Below are 25,185 nucleotides of genomic sequence, written 5' to 3'. Positions count from 1 at the left end.
AGAATGACACAAGATTCAGAAAATACTTTAAAAGTTGCTCGTCAGGCATTTGAGAATCTGACGCATGGTATGGCAACAGGAGAGTGGGAACCATTATTAGATATGCTCACAGAAGATTTTACCCTTTGGTTTCCAATGGGTAAATTCCACGGTTTAAATGTAGGAAAAGAGCGAACTAGAGAGTTTTTTGAGTATGTTTTTGAATCCTTTACTCCTGGGTTGAAGCTGACTGCTTTAGACCGTGTTACTAGTAATGAAACAACTGCTGTCTTTGAGTTTCGGGACGAGGGGACTTTATTCGGACAGCCTTACAAAAATCGAGTAGCAGTTTCTTTTGATGTGCGTGGAGACAAAATTTGTGGCTACAGAGAATACTTCGGCAGCGATGGTAAATCCTATTAAATAATTCGTAATTACGAATTACGAATTACGAATTATTTAGTTTCTCTCAGGGTTGAATTCGTTAATTTCTTTGCATTTAGCTTCTGCGGCTTGATATGCTGCTAAATAGTCCTTGACCACCTAACATTACATCACCGTAATATTCGTAAGGTGGATCACCATAGATTGGTAATGGATCATCTTCTGGATAATCTTCTTTCGATTCTTCAATAATGGCTTTCAGTTTTTTAACGGTTAGTCTTTGTGCCGCAAAATACCAGAGTTCTTGGGGATTTTTGTTCAGGTGCGGTAATGTGGGATCGATAATGCGTACAAAGGGGCCGTTGTCTGAGGTATCGTCTAGCTCAATCCAACTGTGTTCAATCGGACTGTATGGTTTCCCAGCAAAAGCTAAAAATCCCTGAATATATTTTGCTCCCTCGGTGGCTAATGCTGCTTTGTAAGCATTATCAAACGGGGTGCTAGCTCTGCTGTTTATACTTTCAGCAATTTTGATTGACAGCGTTTCATCCAATAGTTTGTTCATCAATAGCAAGGATTAGAGCAGCCGTAAAAATATATTACCACTGCTGCTTACCATTTTGCTTGGCCATTGGGCATTCACTAATGACAAATGACAAATGACTAATGACAAACTCTACCTTGTATTAATTACCATCTGTAAATTTATTAACATTGTCTGTAAAACTAGAGGTTTGTGGGTGGATCAGCTTTTATCCTAATCGTCTTGGGACGACAGGGACTTCCCCAACAAACCTGCCCAGAGGGCATATTAGTAAAAACACTACTACGAGCGCCAATCACAGCATTAGCCCCGATTTGCACTCCCGGGCCAACAAAACAATCTGCTGCTACCCATGCACCATTGTCAATCGTGATCCCTGCTGTTTTCAAGCCAAAGGCAGGATCTTGGAGATCATGACTACCAGTACACAGGTAGCTTTTTTGAGAAATTACGCAGTGTTCACCGATGCTGATTTGATCGAGGCTGTATAAAACTACGTTATCTCCAATCCAACTGTAGTTGCCAATGGTGACTTTCCAAGGGTAGGTAAAGCGAGCGGTGGGTCGAATTAATACGCCTTTGCCGATACGAGCGCCAAATAATCGTAGCAAAGCACAACGCAAAATATTTAATGGTTGAGGAGTGAGGGGAATGCGATCGCTTGTACAAACCACCAAAATAAAACATACCAACCTGGGCGACCCCGATCAAACCAAGATTGGTCATATTTGCGTAAATCTACGAAAGGTTTGTCATTTGTCATTTGTCATTTGTCATGAGTCAATGGTCAATAGCTTTCCCTCTGTTTCCCTGCTCTCCTGCTCCTCTGCTCCTTCCTTTGGGAGAGTTGCAGTATTTAAGTGGCCACCACAGTTGCGTAATTCGTAAAGTTTAACGCCAATTTGATATTCATATTGACTCAGCAAGCGTGCATAGATATATCCGGCTTTGCCATCCAAGAAACCGCGTTGAATAATATAAAATAAGACAAACCGCAAAATGGGTTTAAATGGTAAGTGTACCCACACTTTTTTTAGAAAGCGCTTGCGTTGCACGGCATCACCAAATAGATTTGCGCCGATGGTACCGCTATCATCTTTACCTGTGAGAATATTAAAATAAACACTAGCTTCCCAGTTGGAATATCGGTTATGCCGTTCTAACCAGTGGTAAAGGTCGCGGAAGTCTTCATGGAGCATATCATTTTTGAGATACCCAACTTTCCCCTGCAAAATAACGTGTTCGTGAACTTCGTTATCACCAGTATTGGCAATTTCTTCTGTATTTAGATTTTCGTAACGACCTTTTTTATGTTGAAATAAACGTAGATTCCAATCGGGATATTTGCCACCATAGCGAATCCATTTCCCTAAGAAAAAGACGCGGCGGTTGAGATAATAACCCGTATATTCATTATTTTGAATTGCTTGGTCAATCTCTTCCCAAAGTTCGGGGGGAATGCGCTCATCGCAATCTACAATTAACACCCATTCGTTACGAAAAGGTAGATTATCTAAAGACCAATTTTTCTTTTTGGGCCAGCGTCCATTGAAGTTGAATTGCACGACATTTACACCGTGACTTTTAGCAATTTCAACACTGTTGTCGCTACTTTGAGAATCTACTACAAATATCTCATCTGCTCTGCTGAGGCTAGCAAGGCAAGCAGGCAAGTTTGCTTGTTCGTTTTTTGCCGGAATTAATACAGAAACTGGTATTTTAGATGACATATAACTATAAAATATGTTATTGGTTATTTCTTATTTGATGTAGATAAAAGACCTTGAATAGCAGCATTTAAGTAACCAATCTGACCGTAAGCGTACACAAGTTTATCAAACCGTTCTGCTGGGTCAGAGAAATGTTTTAATGCTTTATACAAGCCGCGCACAAATCGTTCACTACCTCCCTGCAATTGACCGATCCCAGCTTTACCAGCGAGTTGTTCTCGATAGCATTCACTGATACCTTGCCACCAGCCTCGGTTTAAAAACCAGGAGCGTTGGAGGCGCTCTGGAGCTACATTGTGAGCTACTAGTGCTTCGGGAAGATAAGCAACTTGCCAACCAAGCTTTAAAGCAAATTCGGTCATTTGCAGTTCTTCGTTTGATAGCAAATTTTTCCCGACTCGACCAAGATGGGGATCAAAACCGCCAATTTTTTCTAAAAAACTGCGGTGGATCGAGTAATTTAAGCCTCTGGGTGTTGAGCCAGGTTCTTCGATGTAGATAGTACTGTCACCCAAGTCGTATGCACCTAGATTTGCAGCTAGCCCTGGAGATAGCCACCGTGGTTGTTGGATTCCTGGGGGCCAGATGAGAGTGACTTTGCCTCCTGCGATCGCTAGTTTAGAATTATTGTAATAGGCAAAATATAAAACTTGTAGCCAGCCCTTGCTAGCAACGGCATCGTCATCTAGATAAGCAAGAATGTCACCACTGGCTACTTTTGCGCCCGTGTTGCGGGCTACAGATAAACCAATGGTGGGTTCAAAGACATACTTCAGGTGGGGATTGTGGGCCCTTTGTTCTACAACCTCACGAGTGCGATCGCTAGATCCGTTATCAACTACGATAATTTCAAAGTCAGCAGCAAAATCCTGCCCTAAAAGACTATCAATTGCAGCCCCTAAATAGTTATCTCGATTGTGAGTACAGATAATGGCAGAGATTTTGGTATCTGGCATAGATTTAATTTTGGATTTGAGATTTGGTACTTCGGCTCCTTTCGACTACGCTCAAGGCAAGTCGCTCAGTCGAACGATTTTAGATTAAAATCTTAAATCCAACGCACAAGTTTGCTGAGAGTTAATCTAAACCAAAAGTTACTGACCTACCAACCGAGTTTATTCGGAAATAATCTTTAAAACTTCACGTTTGTTGAATATGGCTATGTAAAACTACAAGGGTTTGGGCTAGTTGACTAAGGCGGGTTTCCAAGGATTGCTTGCGCCCTAACAGTTGACGTAACTTTTGGTAACGAGCGATCGCCATGCTAACATTGGGAACCTGATCCGGTGGACATGGGCGCGACCAGACTTTACCAGCATCGTCCACACCACAGAGGCGGTAGCCAGTAATAGATGATTGATAAGATACTTTTCCACCAGTGGCGCAAATTTCTTCTACGTAGTTCATCAGGCGGTCAACTTCTGCATGGCGTAGTGTTGCGGTTCCCCCCGGTTCTGGTTCCTGGGGATTTGATTCTAACCAGCCATTGACTATTGGCCCTTCTAAGTAAATATCTTGAATTTGCTTCAAAATACTTTGTAATTCTGTTTGCCAATCGGCGACAGTTTCCTGAATTTCTTGCAATATGTTCATCGCTAATGCTGGATTAGCACCGTGGCGATGGTTGCTAAAGCTGGGAGTTTTCAACTTAGGTAGGCTGGGTATTTTGCTACCACTCTCTTCTGTTTGAAAGGTCTGTACAGAGTCATGGTGAGGAAAGAAATTTTGTTCAGAAGAATAATCATTCTCTGTGTCTACACCCAAGTCAACTGTTTGTCCTTGTGACTTTACTTCCTCATTCTGAGAAGATGGAGTTTGTGTACTTTCTGTGGGTTCGTTGGCTCCGACGCTGATTCTAAAAGAGAAAGGCCGTTTTGTGGTCGAATCAACTGTTTCAGAGGCCGAGGCAGTACCGCGATTTCCTAAATCGTGTAGAGTTGCTTCAATGCGTTTTAAGCCTGCGTTCATAAAAATATCCTAAAATTTGCTATCCCCAGTGGTATTGAATAATTAAGAATGGGGTTGTTGGGATTTTCGGCTGTTGTCAGTTGTGCATTAATGATGCTGGTGCTAATTTTATCCTTTATAAAGTTATTTGAAACCAAAAGTATCACTGATTAAGTAAAAAATGCGGTGATAAATTGCAATTGTAGGCATATTGTTAAAATATTCAGGAAACAACTTTGGGTAAAATCATCTTAGTAACAGGGCCAGCACGATCTGGTAAAAGTGAATGGGCAGAAACTCTAGCCATACAGTCAGGAAAAGCAGTTGTTTACGTAGCAACAGCCACTGATAATCCAGATGATCAAGAGTGGCATCAACGCATTCTCGAACATCAACAACGTCGTCCCCAAGACTGGGTAACTTTATCTGTACCTATGGAACTGTCTGCTACCCTCGCCGATGCCAAACCCTACACCTGCCTTTTAGTAGATTCTTTAGGAACTTGGGTTGCTAATTTCCTAGAACAGGACGAATTTACCTGGGAAAATATTGTTGCGGAGTTTTTAGAGACGGTGGATCTGGTTGCTGCTGATATATTATTTGTCGCAGAAGAGGTCGGTTGGGGTGTAGTACCAGCTTATCCTCTTGGGAGGACGTTCCGCGATCGCCTCGGTTCTTTAGTGCGCCAGCTAAGTACACTCAGCGAAACTGTTTATTTAGTGACTGGTGGTCATGTCCTCAATCTCAGCATCCTTGGTTCGCCATTGCCAAATACAAGGGATGCTGGAACATTTAGGAGTCAAGATTCTTAAACTATTGATGCAAATTAATCTCAAATCTCAAATCTAAAATTTTATTATGGCAACCAAACAAGAAGTTAGAGCATATCTTGCCTACTGGTTTCAGTTGGGTAAAAAAGTGATTACGAGCAACGGTAAGGCAAGCATTTTGCCCCAAGAGGTGTTAAATGGCGATCGCTATAGTGAAGAATTTGAAGAGTGCTGGCAGAAAATTATCTCACCTGAATCGGGTGATTGTTACCTGGAGGGTACATCCGAAACCATTGCTGAACTGTTGACACCAGCATGGGATATGCTACCTTGTAGCCGATGTAGTATGCCAGTAGCCGCACGGAACGTTGGGATGCCGGCGTTATTATGTCCCTGCAATGATTTACCTAACTGGCCTAATAGCGAATTGCCAGCACCGCGAGAGCCAATTAAGACTCAAGAACAACTCAAAGCAATTCGCGATCGGCTTTTAAATAATATTACATAAACAATTTTTTTGTCGAAAGCCAGCAGCGGGATTTGAACTCGCGACCTTCCGATTACAAGTCGGATGCACTACCACTGTGCTATGCTGGCAACTTTAGCGATCGCTCTTAAGTAGCAACCACGATTTATCATTGTACCATAGTCTATTTGTTTGTCTAGCTGTAGATACTAAAAAATATCTGCCTCTTCAGAAATTAGGCTAAAAGACCAGAAATTTGGGCAATATCGAACACGAACAGCGTGCCGTAGGCAAGACTCGCAATACGGGTCGCTGAAAACATTGCTGAATTCTGACTCCTGACTCCTGAATTCTGTTCGATAAAGTTGATCAATTAATATTCATATCCTGGGCTGGACGCAAAAATATCTGGTAAAGTTCTAAAATTGTATTTTTTTGACCCGGTTAGTAAAGCAACAGAAATATATAATTGTTCTTTACACATCGGAAGCATGGCAGCGTTGATCGGACGAGATTTATTAAGTCTGGCGGACTTCAGTCCAATAGAAGTTCAAGAACTCCTGCAATTGGCAACTCAACTTAAATCACAGCTGTTGAAGTTGCAGTGTAATAAAGTTTTGGGGTTGTTGTTCTCCAAAGCTTCAACTCGCACGCGGGTAAGTTTTACAGTGGCGATGTACCAACTGGGTGGACAGGTAATCGATCTCAACCCTAATGTTACTCAAGTTAGTCGCGGGGAACCTTTACAGGATACAGCGCGGGTGTTAGATCGATATCTGGATGTTTTGGCAATTCGCACTTTTGCACAGCAGGATTTGGAAACTTTTGCTCACTATGCAAATATTCCGGTGATTAATGCGCTGACTGATGCAGAACATCCCTGTCAGGTATTAGCTGATTTATTGACGATTCAAGAAGGCTTTGGTACTCTTGCTGGGTTAACTTTAACCTACGTGGGTGATGGGAATAATGTGGCTAATTCTCTGATGTTGGGTTGTGCTTTGGTGGGGATGAATGTCAGAATTGCCACCCCTAGCGGATATGAGCCAGATTCTAAGATTGTAGAACAAGCAAGAGCGATCGCTAATAACAAAACGGAAGTCCTCGTCACTGACGATCCAGAGTTAGCAGCTAAGGATTCTAATGTACTTTACACTGATGTTTGGGCGAGTATGGGGCAAGAAGCAGAAGCCGACAACCGGATGCCAATTTTCCAGCCTTACCAAATTTCGGAACACCTATTGAGTCTTGCGGAACCAGAGGCAATTGTTTTACACTGCTTACCAGCCCATCGTGGTGAAGAAATTACCGAAGCTGTTATTGAAGGTTCTCAATCACGAGTTTGGGAACAGGCAGAAAATCGCTTACACGCTCAAAAAGCTTTACTTGCAAGTCTTTTAGGGGCACAGTAAGGGAATAGGGCACAGGGGATAGGGTATAGTTTTCTTGCTTGTAACCTCTAACCTGTAACCTGTACCCTGTTATATTCTTATTTGTCAAAAGGCAAAAGAGAAGAAAATAATTTTGCTTTTGCCTTTCATATTTTTACTTTTCTCTTGTTATCGGGAGTTTTTTGTAGTACTAATGTTCTAGAGACATTAATAATTACTTCCCGCAAATTTATGGAACGTCTAACGGAAGCTCAACAAGAACTTTACGAATGGTTGGCAGAATACATCCGATCGCACCAGCATTCGCCTTCAATTAGGCAAATGATGCAAGCGATGAACTTGAAGTCACCAGCACCAATTCAAAGTCGTTTAGAGCATTTACGCACTAAAGGATATATCGAATGGACTGAAGGACAAGCGCGAACAATTCGGATTTTGCGTCCTGTTAAACAAGGTGTACCAATTTTGGGCACGATCGCGGCTGGTGGTTTAATAGAACCGTTTACTGATGCTGTAGATCATTTAGACTTTTCTAATTTCGATTTACCTCCCCAAACCTATGCTTTGCGCGTAGCTGGCGATAGCATGATTGAAGATTTAATTACTGATGGCGATGTAGTATTTCTGCGTCCAGTAGCAGAACCAAATCATTTAAAAAATGGTACTATCGTTGCCGCCAGAGTCGATGGATTTGGTACTACATTAAAACGTTTTTATCGCCAAGGCGATCGCGTTACCCTTAAACCGGCAAATCCTAAGTACAATCCCATTGAAGTCAGCGCTATACAAGTACAGGTGCAGGGTTCACTCATTGGTGTTTGGCGTGGTTACAACTGAATTGGGGAATGGGAAAGATAAGTACCAATGACTAATGACTAAATAAATATGTACCTGACGAAAAATTCAGTGCAGCAACTGCCCACTTTCCGATTGAAATTACCGTTTGCAAGGGAAAGTAAGGGCAGTTATTACACGCAACCATTACCAGGATGCCCAAGAATGCCTTCGTCTCTGCAATTGCGGCAATATCAGCGCCAAGCGATCGCTAGCTGGTTTACCAACAATGGCAGAGGGACGCTGAAAATGGCTACTGGTAGTGGTAAAACTATTACCGCATTAGCGATCGCTTGTGAATTATATCAGCAGATTAATTTACAAGTTCTGGTGGTGGTATGTCCCTACCGCCATCTTGTTACCCAATGGGCGCGAGAATGCGAAAAGTTTAATTTGCAACCCATTTTAGCTTTTGAGAATTTACGCACTTGGCAAAGTCAACTTTCTACCCAAATTTATAATCTGCGTTCTGGTTCTCAACGGTTTGTCACAGTAATTACTACGAACTCTACTTTAATTGGAGATGGTTTTCAGTCTCAACTCAAATATTTTCCCGCCAAAACTCTAATTATTGGGGATGAGGCGCATAATTTAGGCGCACCCAAGTTAGAAGAAAGTTTACCGCGCAGTGTTGGGTTGAGGCTAGCTTTATCTGCCACACCGGAGAGGTATTTTGATGATTTTGGCACACAATCTCTATTTGATTATTTTGGCCCAGTTCTCCAACCAGAGTTTACTTTGAGGGATGCGATCGCTCAAGGTGCTTTAGTACATTATCTATATTATCCGGTACTGGTAGAGTTAACTGAAGCTGAAAGTATTGCCTATTTAAAGTTAACCAAAAGAATTGGGCGATCGCTACTTTATCGAGATAGAGAAAATGGACAAGCGGGAAATTTTGAAGACAATGAAGATTTAAAGCCGTTGTTGATGCAAAGGGCAAGATTAATTGGTGCAGCAGAAAATAAATTAACTGCCTTGCATGAATTAATGACAACTCGCCGCGAAACTACTCACACTCTTTTTTATTGCAGTGATGGTTCCCAAGATGCGGGACAACGTTCTTCTCTACGCCAACTTAAAGCTGTTGCTAAAATTCTGGGAGTAGATTTGGGGTACAAGGTAAGCACCTATACGGCTCAAACAACTTTACAAGAAAGGGAAATATTGCGCCATCAATTTGAAAGTGGAGAGTTGCAAGGTTTAGTTGCAATTCGTTGTTTAGATGAAGGTGTTGATATTCCAGCAATTCAAACTGCGGTGATTTTATCAAGTTCTGGAAATCCTCGCCAATTTATCCAGCGACGGGGGCGAGTTTTACGTCCTCATCCGGGTAAAGAACGCGCGACAATATTTGACATGATTGTTTTGCCACCAGATTTAGATAGAGAAACTATCGAAGTTGAGCGTAATTTGTTGAAAAAAGAATTACGGCGCTTTGTAGAGTTTGCTGATTTAGCTGATAACGCTGGGGTTGCAAGAATGAAGTTACTTGAATTTACAAAAACGATATGGTTTATTAGATATTTGATGATAAATCAGAGAATATATATATTAGGATTTGGGTTAGTGCTAACAGAGCCAATTCAAAGCTATCTCATTCCTGAAGACTTTAGAATGCGCAATAGTGAGTTTTATGTGTTTGTTCAAACATCCACGGTGAGAGATAATGAAAACCTTACGACACAACGAATTCTGCCCACAAATTGATGCAAACAATAAGTGAAGTTTAACTTATTTCAAGTATTGGAGAATCGACATATAAGAACCAATTTTCATCAACAAATTCTAGATTTTCATCATAAATAAGAACTAACTCACCAATCTTTTGAATATGATGATTTGGTGCTTGTGTGGCATCAGCACTATCACCTATCAGTGAAAACTTTAGTTGTAAAAAACGTTCAGTGTGAGTAACACCAATAGAACTGCTAACTAATTCGGTTTTTAGTGTACGAGGTAACGTAATTGTTTCATAATATTTATCTTGCTCATCCCAATAGCCACACACTTTATAATCAGATTTTTCAAGATGTTCTTGAACAAGAATATTAGCATCTAAATTTTCTAATATTTCAGTTAAATCTCGCCAGACTTGATGATTTTTTAATTCCAGTATTGTCATAATTACGTGGGTTTAATGTTCTGTTACCAAACCAGGGAAATGTAAGACACCATCAATAAATTTTGCATGAAATCGGCGGTCGCCACCTTTACCTAAGACTTTAGATTTCAAATCGTAGCCGGATTCCTGGAAGCCACCAACCCAACATTACCGCGAAGGGAGACTTGCCCTTTCTCAATGGCTTTTAAATGTTTGCCCTTATGATCATATTTTAATCCCAGCTTTATCTGTGACTCTGCAAATGAAACTAGCAGACCAGTGGTACAAAAATATACAATATCAGGTTGGATATCTCCCCACTTATCGGGTAAAGCTTCCATTAAATTAATACTGCTTTAGTATAAACACAACACAGAAATCACAAGATTTGCGTAAGTTATATATGTTTTTGTAAAATTTTTGCGAGTTTAGAAACAAGTGGTATTAAATATGAAATAATAAGATTATGAATTTGATAATAATGGGACATAAGCTGCTTTAAAAATTTCAAATACATCCTATTATAATATAGATTAGTTAGCATTAATAATAACAGATAACGATTAAATAATAAAGTAGTTTTTCAAAGAAAATTATAAATTTGCAAAAAGTATTTTTGCAAATTCCAAGATAACGTAAACAGTGGCTTTACTGAGGCTATTTCAGCACTAGAGAAAGTTAAAATGTAGAAAAACTATATTTTAAAATCCGATATGTCACAAGAGGCGAATATCGACGATGTGCAGGAGCCAATAACTAGCGCACCGCCGGAAGTACGGCAAATTATTGAGCGCGTATGGAAGCTAGAAAAAGGCAGGCTAGATAAAAAGATTAACAGCCATATAAATGATAATATTTTAGACATTATTAAGGAGGAGGTGCGATGAAGCTGACTTCAATCAAGCTCTGCAACTTTCGCTCCTTTTATGGTACGACACCAGAGATGATTCTGGCTGGGGGAGATGCTCAGAACACGACAATTATTCATGGCAATAATGGCTCTGGTAAAACTAGCTTGCTGAATGCCTTTACGTGGGTATTGTATGATAAATTTAGTGCAGCGTTCGCATCGATAGAGCAGTTAGTGAATAAGCGTGCGATCGCAGAAACCCAAAAAGGTCAAGCTGTAGAATGTTGGGTAGAGATTGGCTGGGAACATGAAGGTAAACGCTATCGAGTGAAACGTGCCTGTCGGGGTTATAAAAACGAAGGTGATTTTGACGCAGGTAAAACTCAATTAACCATGTGGGTTGGTGCGGATGATGGCAAATGGAATATACCAATTCAGCAACCAGACGATATAATTAATCAAATTTTACCCGCTACTTTACATCAATATTTTTTCTTTGACGGGGAACGAATTGAAGAAATCGTTCGTTCTGATAAAAAAGCTGAAATTGCCGAAGCTACAAAAATTTTCTTGGGTGTAGAAGTAATCAACCGTTCCATCAGACATTTAGGAGATGCTAAAAAAACTCTAGAAAATGATTTGAAAGCAATTGGTGATTCTGAAACTAAACAACTATTACGACAGCAAGAGAAGATAGAACAAGAACGTGAACGCATTACCAAACGGCAAACTGAAATTAAAGAAGAGTTAGAATATCAGCAAACTTTTAAGAAAGAGACAAGTAACCGTTTGCGAGAATTGAGTGCTGCTAAAGAATTACAAGAAAGATGGCAGGATTTAGAATCACAGAAACTTGCGAATCAAGAAGAATATAAAAAAACTAAAGAGGCGCTAAAAAAAGTTATTTCCGCGCGGGGTTATACCGTTTTACTCTCAGAAACTACATCGCAGTTTCGAGAAATTATCAATGATTTGAAGCAGCGCGGCGAATTAACATCAGGAATTTCGCGGGAATTTGTGAATGATTTACTCAATTCTGAACGTTGTATTTGTGGTGCAGAGTTGCACGAAGGTAATCATTCTCATACTCATGTGAGTACTTGGTTAAATAAAGCCGGTTCTTCGGCGGTAGAAGAAACTGCAATTCGGATGAGCGCACAAGTAGATGAAATTGATAAGCAAGCTATAGGTTTTTGGGAAGAAGTTGATAGAGAACAAACTAGGATTAATCAATTAAGGCAAAGTATATCTCAAATTGAAGGCGATTTAGACAATATTCAAGAACGGTTGCGAAAAGATGCTAATGAAGAAATTAGCAGTTTACAAAAACGATTAGATGAAATTGAAAGTAAAATTGATGAATTAAATCGAGAACAGGGTGCAAATCAACAGCAAATTGCTCAACTCACAACTGAAATTGAAGGTTTAAACAAACAAATCGCCAAACAAAAGCTTAATGAAGACAAGCAAACTTTAGCACAGCGCCGAATTAATGCCACTCAAGATGCAATCGAACGGTTAACGGAAGTTAGAAATCGTCAAGAACAACAATTTCGCCTGCAACTAGAAAAGCGAGTACAAGAAATATTTACTGAGATTTCAGTTACTCCATACATTCCTAAAATTAGCGATAAATATGAACTGACATTAGTAGAAAATACTACAGGTGTGGAAGCGCCAGTTGCAGCTTCTACCGGGGAGAATCAAATTCTCAGCTTATCCTTTATAGCCAGCATCATTGACAAAGTGCGGGAATGGAGTGAAAAGCGGAAAATGATGATGATTCCCGATAGTAGCACTTTCCCAATTGTGATGGATTCGCCGTTTGGTAGTTTGGATGAAAGTTCGCGGCGACACATTGCGAAGACAATTCCGCAATTAGCGAATCAGTTGATAGTTTTAGTTACTAAGACTCAGTGGCGGGGTGAAGTGGAAGCAGAAATGACAGACAGAATTGGTAGAGAATATGTGCTTACGTATTATTCTTCTAAGCCAGATTGCGAACAAGATTATATTGAGTTGGGTGGGGAAAGATATCCTTTGGTGAAACAAAGTCCGAACGAGTTTGAATATACGGAAATTATGGAAGTTGAACGGGATAGATAATTACAGCAGTTTTGATGTCTTTAAACCACATCTGTTGTAAGTAAATTAGGCACAAAGATTTTTTACAGGACTGATGGAAAATACCTCTCAAATTCTTATTCATCCGTGTTCTTTGTGCCTCTGTGGTTTAATTTTCCGTTACCTGTGCGTAAGTCTAATTTTAGTTACAGTTGAGAAAAGTGGCTTTTGAGAAGGAATAAGCTTATGGTTGCGAGTCCAGACAGAAACTATATGTCTCCCCAGGAATATTTGAAATGGGAAGAATGCCAAGAAATTAAATATGAATATATTGATGGTGAAGTTTTCGCCATGACTGGGGGTACTCTTCCCCATACAACTATTGCTTTAAACTTAGCTTCAGCGTTAAAAAGTCATCTCAGAGGAAGTGGGTGTCTTCCTTTCATGGCGGATGCCAAAGTAGGAGTATCGGAGAAGGGGCCTTTTCATTATCCCGATGTTGTGGTGAGTTGCGATGAACGGGATAAACAAGCTATTCAATTTCTCCAATATCCTTGTTTAATTGTTGAAGTTTTGTCCCCAAGCACGGAAGCTTACGACCGAGGCAAAAAATTTACGCGGTATCGTCGTATTCAGACTTTGCAAGAATACGTCCTCATCGATGCTGAAAAAATTGGTTTAGATTGCTTCCGATTAAATGATAGAGGACTTTGGGAGTTACATCCTTATGAGGAAGGGGATGAGGTTCATTTAACTAGTGTTGATTTCCATTTTCCTATTTCTTTGGTTTATGAGGATGTTCAGTTTGTAGGAAAAACGAACCGCCAAGACGCAGAGGACACGGAGAAAAGAGGGTTAAATGGAGATGATTTTTAACTAATTAGAACATATTTTATGAGTATTAAAACTGAAGCAATTATTGAAGATTTGTACGAATTACCTGACAATTGTAAGGCAGAGATTGTCAATGGAAAATTGGTGCTGATGTCTCCAACTGGATTTTTACCAGGACGTGCAGGTGGTGAAATTTATGCAAGTTTACGGGATTATGAACGTCTGACAAAAAGCGGCTATGCTTTACCTGATAATGTCGGTTTTATTGTCAATCTCCCTCATCGTCGTTCTTTAAGTCCTGATGCCGCATTTTATACTGGCAAACCTACAGATGGGAAGTTCCTTAATGGTGCGCCTATATTTGCTGCTGAGGTGAGAAGTGAAAATGATTATGGTGAGACAGCAGAGAAAGATATGGCTAGCAAACTCCGTGATTATTTTGCGGCAGGTAGTTTGGGATGTGGATGTACTCAAGGAGGAAGTTATCAGAGTATATCGTGCTGGTAATCCTGAAGAAGCACAAGTTTATCGCCGTGGTGAAGTGGCGGAAGCTGAACCTGTGTTACCAGGATGGACTATGTTGGTGGATAATTTGTTTGTTTAGTGTTTGTTTAGCGATCGCCCACGCCCACACACTATCATAAAATAATACCTTGGCAATTGCGTAAACCTAGCGATCGCCCACATACTATCATAAAATAATACCTTGGCAATTGCGTAAACCTAGCGATCGCTTTTCGCTGTCGGTTAAGATGGCAACAATGTAAATATTAATATCATGGCTGAAACTGGCAGAATCAGGGTTGCTAAAGATAAAGCTGAGTTGGTGAAAGGTCTAACATCTTCAGATGGTGGAACAGGGCCTTTTAATACTTTTGCTGATGTGATTGTATTTGCAGCAGCTTTGGGTGCAAAGCATAAAAAACGGGTGGCTTTGGGAGAGATTTCTAAAAGGGAACCGTCACCAATACCCCAAGAGCAGTTTATAGTCAGGGGATATAATACGGTAATAAATTTAATAACAATTGCTGAAATTAAAGATATAAAAGTTTTATCTCTTCAAGAAGGAAACAATAACGAAAAACGTAATTATATCTTTGAAGAATATGCAAATGGTGGACTTGAAATCTTACAATCAGAAATTCGTGGTGCAGTAGATTATTCTGAAAGGATTTTATTGATGCTCAGTTCTGAGAGGTTTCAAGATAACTCGGAAGAAGAGGATTTTGATTTAAGCAAATTTCTTTTGTAAATTAGCATCGATCCATGATGAATTATTAGCAACCGACTAAGCAAATACTTATGATATATAGAAAAATGAAACAATGAGTAAAGAACAACAGCCAGGAAATCAGCGAAGTTTAGTTTATTATTGTGAATGTTTCTCTAATATTAAGGTATATACAGCGCTTCCCGCTATTATGCAATACAGTTTTTCTTATTGCCTCTCTCCTAACATAGCTTTTAGCTTTGAGGATGTACCTCATAGCTGCCGGAAGTGCTGTAAAAGCCAGAAAAAGGGTGATGCTCTTAATAAACCTATATTACTTTTATCTATAATTGACCTAATTACACAACATTTAATTACAGATAATCGTATCACCATATCAGATGAATTGATTGATACCTTCAAGAAATATTGGCAAGTACTTGCTTCTAGTACTTTTAAGGGAAGTGATTTTGCCCTTCCTTTTTTTCATCTAAAAAATGATAATGGTAAATTTTGGCATCTCAGGTATAGTTCTGGATATGATGGTGGTCGTCCGCAAACAATTCCGAAACTCAAGGAAGATGTTGACTATGCATATTTGGATGATGAACTATTTAATTTAATTCAAGATGAAATTTCTAGGCAAATATTAATTGATGCACTTGTTTCAGCTTGGCTCCCATCTGAAGATAATACGATAGAAAATTTTTTAACAATTAATGAAAATTTTCAAGATTTCTCCTTAAAAATAGACAAAAATATAGAGTCTACTAATTTGGATTCTAATCCTAGACGGAGCTTAAGAAATCAAGTAATTAGAAATGCTTTTTTCAGGAAAGCAATTGTAAATATTTATGATTACAAATGTGCCTTTTGTGGGATAAAAGTTACTAAATCTGTAAGCTAAAACATCGTTGATGGCGCACATATCAAGCCATTTTCACAGTTTTATGATAGTAAAATTAATAATGGAATTGCTCTTTGCAAAAATCATCATTGGGCATTTGATAGGGGTTGGTTTGCTGTAGATGACCAATACCAAATCATAGTTAGTAATGATTTAGTAGAAGTATCTCCCCATGTTAAACCTATGAAAGATTTTCATGGTGAAACGATACTTTTACCAAATACAGAGCAACACTTTCCAGGACTGGAAGCGCTGCAATGGCATCGCCAAAATATATTTCAATCAGGATGAAATATCAAACTATACCCATATCAGAGTTTAACTTCAAATATAGGTATAGTGATTAATACTTAGGTAAGTTTAACTATTCAGTTAACTTCAACATTGGAACTAAAAGAAGGTTAGACCATGTTGAAGCTGAACGCCCAAAGGCGGCTGGATTTCCCCTGCCCTCATTTCTGTAGGCGGTTAGCAAGTTATTCAGAAGGGTGTTTCCCATCTCATCCCATAACTTTTCGACAGGATACTCCCACTGTCCATCTTTGATAAATACACGGAAGGCCGCAAGAATAGGAAATACAAAAGTAATAGGAAGGGTGTGATTAAATTGCTTACCTGTGATAAACTGATAAGGCTTTTTTTCAACGCCGTTTAACTTACTCAGCCCTTTTTGCCGATCATACTCATCACGAAGACACTCCTCAATATAGAGTATATCTTTAAGTAAAGGCACAATCTCCCTAAAGTCTTCCTTTTTCCAATTCTTAATGAGAGTTCCGTATGCAGAGCAAGTTGCACTAGGATTTTTAGGTGAACCGTCTGAACCTCGCCAGGGGTACAACTTATTATTAATGCAAGCAAGGCGACGAACCAAATCAGTCACATCGAATTGCTTATTTTCACCTTCTCTGAAAGCAACATAAGGTTTACATCCAGCAGGAAGGTATTCTTCGATGATGTCCCAATCTCCAGCTAAGTTTTTAAGACTAAGAGAACTCCACAAAAAAAATGATCCAATAGCTATGTGGGTTTAGCAAAAATTTCTACAAACCATTTTCTGAGATTGGGGAGGCGGTGAATCTGTGTTTCAATTTCTGCCATAGCGGAGGTAGTAAGTTTAACTCCTGTAGAATAAACTGTTTCTACCAATGTGACCACCGGATTTTTACCCTTAAATGTGAGAGTTTGGGCGAAATTCAGTACAGTCTCAACAGTGTCAAGTAAACTACCATTCCAATGCTGTTCTAACCAGCCAAAACAACGTTCTATCGGGTTATATTTGCTATGATAAGGCGGATAATAAGCAAGTTGTAACGTCAGTTGAGATGATGTACCAAAATCTACAATCCGCTTCATAAATTGAGTGCGGCGAGAATTATTTTCAGGTCCATTATCCTGATTAATCACCAGTTTTTGAATATGAGCAAATCTGTGTTTGACAGTTTGCCACCAGCTTTCAAGCAAATCAACAATACAATCAGCGGTTAATTTGGAAGAAACAAAGAATAAAAATAACTCGTTGTATTCAGGTATAAAAATGCCGTAGGGAATCAGAGTTATCTCCGTCGGGAAGTCGTGGTCTACTGAGATGGTTGGCATTCGATTTTTACCCCCACGGTCAAATTCTCCAATCTTAACTGCTACCTTAGCATCAATGGAAATTCGCAGAGTATGAGGGTCATTGTCAGCTTCACTATTAATTTGTTCAACTTGTTCAAAAATCGCTTCTGTTTCGGGAATTTTCTTGATAGGCTTGGTTTTCAGAACTCTTTTTAAGGTATAGCCTAAATCATTCAATTTTCGTCGAATTGTTTCTGATGAAGGTAGTTCTTCCTCTGTGTAACCAAATTGTTCAATTAGTTGACGACGGACTTCGCTTGCCGTCATGCGTGTATACAAACGTATACTTTTAAAACTGGGGTCAGTTTGACTTTGTGGGTCTACTAACGATTTTATATCCCTCAACAAGTTTGATAATTTTGCTTCAGCCCGCTTGCGTCCACTACGCCTGAAACCATCAATAAAAGGCTGACCACTCTCTAACTCCTGCATCCCTTTACGGATAGTGCGCCTATTCCATCCCAACTCCCTTTCCGCCACAGTTTGTCCACCTATTCCCAAACCTTTGACTACTTCTGCCATGAATTGTCTTCGGTCACTTCCCTTGAGTTTTTTCGCTGTTTTGATGTACAGAGATTTTAGGTGCGCGGTGAGTTGAATGATAGATTTTGGATACATGAGCTAGACTGCACACTGAATTTATCTTTCTCTTATCATAGGATCAATTATTCTGTGGAGTTCTCTAAACTCCTCAACACTCTCACTAGTATTACGATACCTGCTGATATTTGATATTTCTTCTTGGCTGATGTTGACCAACACAAAAATTTGGACACTAGCACTTTCCAACTCTGAATAGTCAACCTTACCAGTTTGTTGGTTAAGTTTTGGTTTAGATCCTTTTGATTTTAATTTATCGTAATAGCTGCGGGCTTTTGTGATAGCAGTGTAAGTATGCCCACCATTTACGATACCATTACCTATGAAATTGTCTTCCTGCCCCTCTTCAGGACTGACAAGTAAAAGCTCAACGTCAAACCCTCCACCAGTGCCATGACCTTTAACTTGTATAGAGTCTGCAACAATTAAAATTCCATTGTTGTAGAAAATAAACTCTTCTGGCTTTTGTGCCAGAGTTGTCAACATACTCTTTACAGTCCGCCGATTTTCGTTGGCTAGTCTGGCATTAGGATCTAAAGGTAAACCTTGAGGCACTTCGCATATAGGGACAGTGAGATTCCAAATTACTCGACTGGATTCTTTGTCCTCTTTGTATGCTTTACAAGCAGCAGTAGCAAAGAAGGGAGCTGTTATCTTTGTAGACATTTATTTTTCCTGCGCTCTACGGAACGCTTTACTTATGTTTTATGCCCAACTGGACACTCACAAAATTATACACTTATACTTTGACTAAATGCAACTACATAAACGTCATTTTATATACAATCATTACAGAACAGCTGGAAGTCCTACGGCTTTCGGTTCAACAAGCTTGCCATCAAAACTTATAGTTTTATCTTCTACAGTCCTAGCATCCGCCAATGCTTTACGAAGTTCAGCACGTTCCATCTGTTCCTGAATTCCACCCAAGATGTAAACCAATAACTTCGCCGCTAAATCTCGTCCAGCAACCTGCACCCGCTTTTTATTTGGGTCATACAAAACCCCATACCAGAGAGATTGAGGATATTCCATACCACTAAAGCCGCCTTGTTGATCAAACTTCCGCAGCTTCTTAAAAATATCTGCTAGGGAAAAACCTTTTTTAAATACCAAAATTCCCAAAGCTTGCGCTAATGCAACTTGAGCAACCGGACGGAAAAGCATATTTCCTTCACCTCCATCCTTCTCAAAGCTGAAGCGCCGCAAAGCTGGTGTATCCTCGTGTTCTAAAATTTTATAACTGGAAAGACTAGCCAAATTATCAAATAGCTTGCTAAATTCCTCAATCCCCTGCTCAAGTTCTTCATCCTCTGGACGCATGGGAATTAGACCTTTCTCCAAGGGTTTCCAGTGGGGGAACTTTTGAGCCAAATATCGCTCAGACATATCTTGTAGAGCTTGTAAAGTGGTTAAAACTGTAGAATTGGAAGCCACTGTTGCACTATTCCAATTAACGCGGGGATTGCGTTCTTGTCGTTGTTCTAATAGTGGATGTGTAACTGCAATTTTTCTAGCAACGATCGCAAAACCATCATCCTCATTCAACTGTGTTAGTTGCCCTTTAGTCAACGGTGCAGCCATCAGGTTGACATGAACAAAAATCGATCTTACCCTCCGCCTCGCCTGGGTGCGAGTTTCCCCAGCCGCTACCGCACAGATGAACTCAATACCAATTTTTTCCTTGGGTAAATTTTGCAAATAAGCAAGGTCTACTTGGTACTTTTCTATCAAATCATTGACTGTAATAAAACTGTCATCAGCACCTTTATCTTTTTTATAGCGCTGGAGTTTACGAGTTTTAATTAACTCCATCAATCCTTGAACGCCCATTAATCGATGTTGACCATCTAGTGCATAAATAGTTACATCATCCTCAGAAATATTTAGCAGACCTACCTTACCATCTTTACCTAGGGGTATAAAATCAGTCGTAGACTTTGTGGCGCGTCCTTCGCTATCCCACTCAGTAGCTTTAGGATTATCCACCCACGGTTGATTAATCACCACCAACACCGGCGGAAACTTATGATTGTCTCTAGCCGCTAAATACTGGACTAGCGGTGCTTGACGTGACCAATCAAGGGGACGTTGCTGAATTTCATCAATACTATCCGCGTCAATCTCGACATTATCAGTTTCAGGATTGTACTTTTTCTGAAACAGAGGTAAACCAGAGGCGAAGTGAACCCGACCTGCAAACCATTCCAATGTAACAGAGCTAACATAAGCCTCAGTACCACCCATCTCGGTTTTTTGAACGAGAATCTGATCTTTTCTCCCTAAAAACTTCTCTAGGAGTAAAGCTAGTACCTGTTTTTCCTTGTTTTCTCGTTCCAGGTATTCTCTAGCGATGTCAGCAGTTGGGTCAGATGCACTATCTTTCATGTTAAATTTTAAAAACAGAATAGGATTATGTCGTTTAATTATCTAAAAAATTAGATATTAGTAGTAAAGTTTTTAAAAACTTTTCTTCAACCCACGAAAGTGGGCTTTGTATGTGTAGACGCGAATTCTATTCGCCCTATTTACCCCGATATTACGCCAGGTTTCCAGAGAGAAGGAGAAATGACTACAGCACAACAAACAGAAAATAAAGGTCAGCAAACACGTACTGTAGCAGAGTTAGTGGACTACATCCAAGCTCTGACCATTGAAATTCAAGAATTGTATTGTTTAGACCAGATACCTTGGGTAGTAGGCTATTCCGGTGGTAAAGATAGTACTGCCACTTTACAGCTTATCTGGAATGCGATCGCAGCACTTCCACCTGAAAAACGGATTAAGCCAGTTCATGTTATTACAACTGATACGCTAGTAGAAAATCCTGTAGTCTCTGTTTGGGTACGCAACTCTTTAGAACAAATGAGAGTTGCAGCTAAAGAACAAGGAATGCCAATTCAAGCCCATTTACTTTATCCCGCAGTCAAAGACACCTTTTGGGTAAATTTAATTGGCAAAGGCTACCCAGCACCGCGTAATCGTATGCGCTGGTGTACTGAACGATTAAAGATTAAACCGACTGATAGCTTTATTCGTGAAGTAATTCAAGCCAATGGTGAAGTAATTCTCGTTTTGGGTACTCGCAAAGCTGAAAGTGTTAAACGTGCTATTACGATGGCTAAACATCGAGAGTCGCGCATACGCGATCATATAAACACTAATCCTAATCGACCTAACTCACTGATTTACCTTCCCATTGAAGACTGGCGTACTGATGAAGTTTGGATTTACCTAAATCAGTGGCAAAACCCTTGGGAATATAGCAATAAAGACTTGTTCACCATGTATAGAGGTGCTACAGCAGATAATGAATGTCCTCTAGTTGTTGATACATCTACTCCTAGCTGTGGTGATTCTCGATTTGGTTGCTGGGTTTGCACAATTGTTAATAAGGATAAATCAATGGAGGCAATGATTCAAAATGATGAAGAGAAAGAATGGATGCAGCCTCTATTGAATATCCGCAATGAATTAGATATTAGAGATGACCGTGATAAAAGAGACTTCCGACGAATTTGGGGTGAAGTTCAACTTTTTGAACGTAATTTAGATGGTGAAATATCCGTTGAACCAATTCATGGCCCATACACAAAATATTGGCGTGAATATTGGCTAAGACAAGTGCTAGAAGCGCAAACAAAAACCCGTCGTACAGCGCCAAAAAACATGGGTAAAATCACCCTAATTACTCTAGAAGAAATGAGTGAAATTCGCCGTATTTGGCTAGAAGATAAACACGAATTTGATGATAGCTTACCCCGGATTTATCAAGAAGTGACTGGTGAAGAATTTCAAGATTCCCGTCCTGGCGCTGACTATAGCTTACTAGGTCGTGATGAATGGATAGTATTAGAAGAAATTTGTGAAGGTGACGCGATGCACTTGGAACTCATGGCGAAATTGTTAGACACAGAACGCCAGTATCGCAAAAAGACTCGTCGCGTGGGAATATACGATACTTTAGAAAAATGCTTTAATACGAGTTCCCGTTCTCCAGAAGATGCGATTAAAAATGCTCGTTTGAAACGCGAATTAAGCGAAGCAGTTAGTCAAGGTGACGTTGCGAAAGTCAAGCAGATGACTTTGGGCGATGTTGCAGCAATCAATAAAGTAGATGAAGGTAAAAGTGATGAACCTGTAACTTGGGCAAGTATGAAATTTAAAAAGGATAACTCAGAAGAATAGAAGGGGGGAGTCAACCAAACTACTTAAATAAAGAAGGCTTGACAAAGTTTGATTATTTTAAAACAAGCGAGGTTCTATGATTCAAGCCATACACAAATTAGTAACTTTTGAAGATTTTGCAGCTTGGCGGCCTGAAGGTGGAAGATATGAATTACATGATGGCGTGATTGTTGAAATGGCTCAACCAGTGGGAGATCATGAGGATGTTGTTGGTTTTTTGGCACTAGAAATATCTGCTGATATCAAGCGTCTAAATTTACCTTATTACATTCCAAAAACTGTATTAGTCAAGCCATTTGAAGGTGAATCTGCTTATTCACCAGACATCTTAATAATCAATCGACCAAATTTAGTGAATGAGCCTTTGTGGAAAAAGGAATCAACTGTATCTCAAGCTGCATCTATTCCATTAGTTATTGAAGTTGTTAGTACTAATTGGCGAGATGATTACTATAAAAAATTAGCTGATTATGAAGCTATAGGTATTCCCGAATATTGGATTATAGATTACGCGGCTATAGGTGCTAGGAAGTTTATAGGCAATCCTAAGCTGCCTACTATATCCATTTATGAATTAATTGATGGTGAGTACCAAGTTACTCAATTTAGAGGCGATACCCATATTGTCTCACCTACTTTCCCAGAATTGAATTTAACCGCCGAACAGATTTTTCAAGCTGGAGGTGTGCAAATCTAGCCATTATCTGAATTCCTTTTATCACAAAGTTTCTGCTTCTGCGATCGCTGTCGAACTCATGTTAATTTTAAAAACTAATGATATTTCTTGAACTCGTATTACAAAACTTTGGTCCCTATAGTGGAAAACAAGTAATCAACCTTAACCCAAAAATTGATGAGGAAACCTCACGCCCCATTATCCTCTTAGGTGGGATGAATGGCGGCGGAAAAACTACCCTCATGGATGCCATTCGTCTCGCTCTTTATGGCGCTCGTGCCCAATGTTCTACCCGTGGTAATTTAAGTTATAACGATTTTCTCAACCAATGTGTTAACAACAAAATAGATCCAGTTGCAGATACCCGTATTGAATTACTTTTTGAACATATTGAAAATGATAAACCAATAAAATATCGTGTTGTGCGTAGTTGGACAAAAAATCCCAAAGACGGTAAAGATACATTAGGTATTTTAGGCGATAGTGATACATGGCCTGATGCTTTAGTTAATATCTGGGATGAATATATTGAAAATCTCCTGCCATTAGGTATTTCTAACTTATTTCTCTTTGATGGTGAACAAGTTAAAGAACTTGCAGAACAGGAAACACCACCCCCAGTTGTAGTAGATGCAATTCGTGGACTTTTAGGTTTAGAATTAGCAGATCGTTTAGCAGTTGATTTAGATATCTTAGTTAACCGTAAACTTAAAGAAGTTGGTAATAGTAAAGATTTAGCAAATCTAGAAGAAATTGAAACTAGGCTAACCCAACAGCAAGAAGATTATCAAACTACAGAAGAGAAAGTAGAAACTCTTAAAAATCAGGTAGAGGAGTTAGAACAAAAGCAGCAAGAAGCCTTTGATAAATTTATTTCTGAAGGTGGGAAGATTGCAGCAGAACGCAATCAATTAGAACTACAACAGGATACAAAAACTGCGGAAATTGAACAAGTACGTCAATCGATGTGTGAATTGGCGGCTGATGTTTTACCTCTGGCATTAATTCCCAATTTGCTTAATCAGGTGCAAACACAAGGTGAAAAGGAATTTCGCCATCAACAGGTACAAATTTCTAAAGATTTGTTACTTGAACGAGATCAGCGCTTACTCACTTGGCTAAATCAAGTTGAAATTCTCCGATAGAAGTTGAAAAAATCCAATCATTTTTAATCCAAGATGTAGATAATTTATATGCAAAGACTATCCAGACAGAAGCACCTTGGCTATTAGCTGATGATGAAAGCTTAAGTCAACTAGATAATATTATATATCACTTACAAAATTCTAAACTTTCTGCAAAAGAAAAATTAGCTATTCTCAAAAATAAAGAAGAAGAAATTCAGACTCTAGAAAGACAAGTGCAAACAGCAGCAGCACCAGAAGATTATACAAAGCTGCGTCAAGCACTAGAATCGGCACAAAATCAAGTTGTTGAAGCTAAAGCAAATTATGAAACAATCCGCCGCCGTTTAGCTGAATTAGAAACTATTATTGCTAAGTCGAAGAGAGAATTAAGTGAATATACTGTAGAAAATATTAAACATAAAAATAGCGAACATATTATTACCTCAGCAGCAAAAGTTCAAGAAACACTCAAGACTTTTCGGGAAAAATTAACTCTGCGAAAACTCAATAAATTAGAGGAAGAAGTAAAAAATTGCTTCCTTTATCTGCTGCATAAATCAGATTTAGTGCATCGGATAACTATTGATACTAAGACTTTCAGCCTTTTGCTTTACGATTTAAATGGTAAACCAGTCCCAAAACATCGCCTTTCTGCTGGCGAAAAACAACTACTTGCGATCGCATTCCTCTGGGGTTTAGCAAAAGTCTCTGGACACCGCTTACCAGTAGCCATCGATACGCCGCTAGGTAGACTCGACTCCTCACACCGCAACAATTTAGTTGAACGTTACTTTCCATCTGCTAGCCATCAAGTAATTTTGCTATCTACTGATACTGAGATTGGGAAGAAAGAAGTCGAAACACTGCGAGAAAACGAAGCGATCGCCCGCGAATATCTCCTCAAATACGACTCCTCCACCCGCCAAACAACAGTAGTAGAAAATCAATATTTTTGGTGAT

At 39.5% G+C, this 25,185-nt stretch carries 23 protein-coding genes, 1 tRNA gene and 5 pseudogenes; 17 read left to right on the top strand and 12 right to left on the bottom strand.

Translation table 11 applies throughout. The annotated features are described in order from the left end of the window. The first annotated feature begins 3 nt into the window (after nucleotides 1-3). Nucleotides 4-402 carry a nuclear transport factor 2 family protein gene (locus tag ANSO36C_RS04560; protein ID WP_251958578.1) on the top strand — a complete coding sequence of 133 codons (399 nt, stop codon included), beginning with the start codon at nucleotides 4-6 and terminating at the stop codon, nucleotides 400-402. Nucleotides 403-438: 36 nt separating this feature from the next. On the opposite strand, the pseudogene ANSO36C_RS04555 reads toward ANSO36C_RS04560, so the two are convergent. From ANSO36C_RS04555 to ANSO36C_RS04535, 5 genes and pseudogenes are all read right to left on the bottom strand, one after another. Further along, nucleotides 439-928, bottom strand: a pseudogene (locus ANSO36C_RS04555) (hypothetical protein). 161 nt (nucleotides 929-1,089) lie between these two features. Beyond that, nucleotides 1,090-1,670 (bottom strand): annotated as a pseudogene (gene hpsU / locus ANSO36C_RS04550) (hormogonium polysaccharide biosynthesis acetyltransferase HpsU). Between the two features lie 10 nt (nucleotides 1,671-1,680). Then, nucleotides 1,681-2,637, bottom strand: a complete 957-nt coding sequence (locus tag ANSO36C_RS04545; RefSeq protein ID WP_251958577.1) for a glycosyltransferase family 2 protein — start codon at nucleotides 2,635-2,637, stop codon at nucleotides 1,681-1,683. A 23-nt stretch (nucleotides 2,638-2,660) separates the two neighbouring features. Beyond that, nucleotides 2,661-3,593 (bottom strand): glycosyltransferase family 2 protein, encoded by a 933-nt coding sequence (locus ANSO36C_RS04540; RefSeq protein ID WP_251958576.1) that lies wholly within the window; start codon nucleotides 3,591-3,593, stop codon nucleotides 2,661-2,663. A gap of 184 nt (nucleotides 3,594-3,777) precedes the next feature. Continuing rightward, nucleotides 3,778-4,605, bottom strand: coding sequence for a hypothetical protein (locus tag ANSO36C_RS04535; RefSeq protein WP_251958575.1), 828 nt, complete (start codon nucleotides 4,603-4,605; stop codon nucleotides 3,778-3,780). 215 nt (nucleotides 4,606-4,820) lie between these two features. Here ANSO36C_RS04535 and cobU point away from each other — a divergent pair, with 215 nt between their 5' ends. Then, a complete protein-coding gene (gene cobU, locus ANSO36C_RS04530) occupies nucleotides 4,821-5,396 on the top strand; it encodes a bifunctional adenosylcobinamide kinase/adenosylcobinamide-phosphate guanylyltransferase (protein WP_251958574.1) in 576 nt (191 codons plus the stop codon). A 46-nt stretch (nucleotides 5,397-5,442) separates the two neighbouring features. Continuing rightward, complete coding sequence (locus tag ANSO36C_RS04525; protein WP_251958573.1) at nucleotides 5,443-5,862, top strand: hypothetical protein; 420 nt, start codon at nucleotides 5,443-5,445, stop codon at nucleotides 5,860-5,862. 17 nt (nucleotides 5,863-5,879) lie between these two features. Here ANSO36C_RS04525 and ANSO36C_RS04520 read toward each other — a convergent pair. Continuing rightward, nucleotides 5,880-5,951 (bottom strand) — tRNA-Thr (locus ANSO36C_RS04520). A 360-nt stretch (nucleotides 5,952-6,311) separates the two neighbouring features. On the opposite strand from ANSO36C_RS04520, the gene argF reads away from it, so the two are divergent. The 3 genes and pseudogenes from argF (at nucleotide 6,312) to ANSO36C_RS04505 (ending at nucleotide 9,576) form a co-directional block, all read left to right on the top strand. Then, on the top strand, nucleotides 6,312-7,232 hold the full coding sequence (argF, locus tag ANSO36C_RS04515; protein WP_251958572.1) for an ornithine carbamoyltransferase: 921 nt from the start codon (nucleotides 6,312-6,314) through the stop codon (nucleotides 7,230-7,232). 210 nt (nucleotides 7,233-7,442) lie between these two features. Continuing rightward, nucleotides 7,443-8,048, top strand: a complete 606-nt coding sequence (lexA, locus tag ANSO36C_RS04510) for a transcriptional repressor LexA (protein WP_251958571.1) — start codon at nucleotides 7,443-7,445, stop codon at nucleotides 8,046-8,048. A gap of 48 nt (nucleotides 8,049-8,096) precedes the next feature. Then, nucleotides 8,097-9,576, top strand: a pseudogene (locus ANSO36C_RS04505) (DNA phosphorothioation system restriction enzyme). A gap of 198 nt (nucleotides 9,577-9,774) precedes the next feature. Here ANSO36C_RS04505 and ANSO36C_RS04500 read toward each other — a convergent pair. Together ANSO36C_RS04500 and ANSO36C_RS04495 are read right to left on the bottom strand one after the other, a co-directional pair. Next, nucleotides 9,775-10,170, bottom strand: a complete 396-nt coding sequence (locus ANSO36C_RS04500) for a hypothetical protein (protein ID WP_251958570.1) — start codon at nucleotides 10,168-10,170, stop codon at nucleotides 9,775-9,777. 107 nt (nucleotides 10,171-10,277) lie between these two features. Next, nucleotides 10,278-10,490 carry a hypothetical protein gene (locus tag ANSO36C_RS04495; protein ID WP_251958569.1) on the bottom strand — a complete coding sequence of 71 codons (213 nt, stop codon included), beginning with the start codon at nucleotides 10,488-10,490 and terminating at the stop codon, nucleotides 10,278-10,280. A 372-nt stretch (nucleotides 10,491-10,862) separates the two neighbouring features. Between ANSO36C_RS04495 and ANSO36C_RS04490 the strand changes: the two genes are divergently transcribed. The 8 genes and pseudogenes from ANSO36C_RS04490 to ANSO36C_RS34130 form a co-directional block, all read left to right on the top strand. Next, the gene (locus tag ANSO36C_RS04490) at nucleotides 10,863-11,036 is read left to right on the top strand and encodes a hypothetical protein (protein WP_180277607.1); all 174 of its coding nucleotides are present in this window, start codon (nucleotides 10,863-10,865) and stop codon (nucleotides 11,034-11,036) included. After that, entirely contained in the window at nucleotides 11,033-13,105 is a 2,073-nt protein-coding gene (locus tag ANSO36C_RS04485) for an AAA family ATPase (RefSeq protein WP_251958568.1), read from the top strand. The genes ANSO36C_RS04490 and ANSO36C_RS04485 overlap by 4 nt, the downstream gene beginning before the upstream one ends. Before the next feature lie 204 nt (nucleotides 13,106-13,309). After that, nucleotides 13,310-13,939, top strand: coding sequence for a Uma2 family endonuclease (locus tag ANSO36C_RS04480; protein WP_251958567.1), 630 nt, complete (start codon nucleotides 13,310-13,312; stop codon nucleotides 13,937-13,939). Between the two features lie 18 nt (nucleotides 13,940-13,957). Then, nucleotides 13,958-14,404, top strand: coding sequence for a Uma2 family endonuclease (locus ANSO36C_RS04475; protein ID WP_251958566.1), 447 nt, complete (start codon nucleotides 13,958-13,960; stop codon nucleotides 14,402-14,404). After that, the gene (locus tag ANSO36C_RS04470) at nucleotides 14,358-14,501 is read left to right on the top strand and encodes a hypothetical protein (RefSeq protein ID WP_251958565.1); all 144 of its coding nucleotides are present in this window, start codon (nucleotides 14,358-14,360) and stop codon (nucleotides 14,499-14,501) included. Before ANSO36C_RS04475 ends, ANSO36C_RS04470 begins: the two co-directional genes overlap by 47 nt. Nucleotides 14,502-14,675: 174 nt before the next feature. Beyond that, the gene (locus ANSO36C_RS04465; protein WP_251958564.1) at nucleotides 14,676-15,149 is read left to right on the top strand and encodes a DNA phosphorothioation-associated protein 4; all 474 of its coding nucleotides are present in this window, start codon (nucleotides 14,676-14,678) and stop codon (nucleotides 15,147-15,149) included. A gap of 73 nt (nucleotides 15,150-15,222) precedes the next feature. Further along, on the top strand, nucleotides 15,223-16,014 hold the full coding sequence (locus tag ANSO36C_RS04460; protein WP_323374559.1) for a hypothetical protein: 792 nt from the start codon (nucleotides 15,223-15,225) through the stop codon (nucleotides 16,012-16,014). Between the two features lie 3 nt (nucleotides 16,015-16,017). Further along, nucleotides 16,018-16,083, top strand: a pseudogene (locus tag ANSO36C_RS34130) (hypothetical protein); the annotation flags it as partial. A 295-nt stretch (nucleotides 16,084-16,378) separates the two neighbouring features. Here the strand turns inward: ANSO36C_RS34130 and ANSO36C_RS04455 are convergent. From ANSO36C_RS04455 to ANSO36C_RS04440, 4 genes are all read right to left on the bottom strand, one after another. Continuing rightward, nucleotides 16,379-17,017 carry an AIPR family protein gene (locus ANSO36C_RS04455; RefSeq protein ID WP_251958563.1) on the bottom strand — a complete coding sequence of 213 codons (639 nt, stop codon included), beginning with the start codon at nucleotides 17,015-17,017 and terminating at the stop codon, nucleotides 16,379-16,381. 17 nt (nucleotides 17,018-17,034) lie between these two features. Continuing rightward, the gene (locus ANSO36C_RS04450) at nucleotides 17,035-18,234 is read right to left on the bottom strand and encodes an ISAzo13 family transposase (protein ID WP_251960248.1); all 1,200 of its coding nucleotides are present in this window, start codon (nucleotides 18,232-18,234) and stop codon (nucleotides 17,035-17,037) included. Nucleotides 18,235-18,273: 39 nt separating this feature from the next. Continuing rightward, nucleotides 18,274-18,900 carry an AIPR family protein gene (locus ANSO36C_RS04445; protein ID WP_251958562.1) on the bottom strand — a complete coding sequence of 209 codons (627 nt, stop codon included), beginning with the start codon at nucleotides 18,898-18,900 and terminating at the stop codon, nucleotides 18,274-18,276. A 123-nt stretch (nucleotides 18,901-19,023) separates the two neighbouring features. Continuing rightward, entirely contained in the window at nucleotides 19,024-20,622 is a 1,599-nt protein-coding gene (locus ANSO36C_RS04440; RefSeq protein WP_251958561.1) for a DGQHR domain-containing protein, read from the bottom strand. Between the two features lie 180 nt (nucleotides 20,623-20,802). Between ANSO36C_RS04440 and dndC the strand changes: the two genes are divergently transcribed. The 3 genes and pseudogenes from dndC to dndD all read left to right on the top strand — a co-directional run bounded on the left by dndC (nucleotide 20,803) and on the right by dndD (nucleotide 25,184). Then, nucleotides 20,803-22,422 carry a DNA phosphorothioation system sulfurtransferase DndC gene (gene dndC / locus ANSO36C_RS04435; protein ID WP_251958560.1) on the top strand — a complete coding sequence of 540 codons (1,620 nt, stop codon included), beginning with the start codon at nucleotides 20,803-20,805 and terminating at the stop codon, nucleotides 22,420-22,422. A gap of 76 nt (nucleotides 22,423-22,498) precedes the next feature. Beyond that, nucleotides 22,499-23,119 carry a Uma2 family endonuclease gene (locus ANSO36C_RS04430; protein ID WP_251958559.1) on the top strand — a complete coding sequence of 207 codons (621 nt, stop codon included), beginning with the start codon at nucleotides 22,499-22,501 and terminating at the stop codon, nucleotides 23,117-23,119. A gap of 77 nt (nucleotides 23,120-23,196) precedes the next feature. Further along, nucleotides 23,197-25,184 (top strand): annotated as a pseudogene (dndD, locus tag ANSO36C_RS04425) (DNA sulfur modification protein DndD). The last annotated feature ends 1 nt before the right edge of the window (nucleotide 25,185 follow it).

The organism is Nostoc cf. commune SO-36, assembly GCF_023734775.1.
In the GTDB taxonomy this organism is placed as follows: domain Bacteria; phylum Cyanobacteriota; class Cyanobacteriia; order Cyanobacteriales; family Nostocaceae; genus Nostoc; species Nostoc commune_A.
Note: the sequence above shows the minus strand (reverse complement) of the source record. Positions and strands in the feature narration are given on the sequence as shown.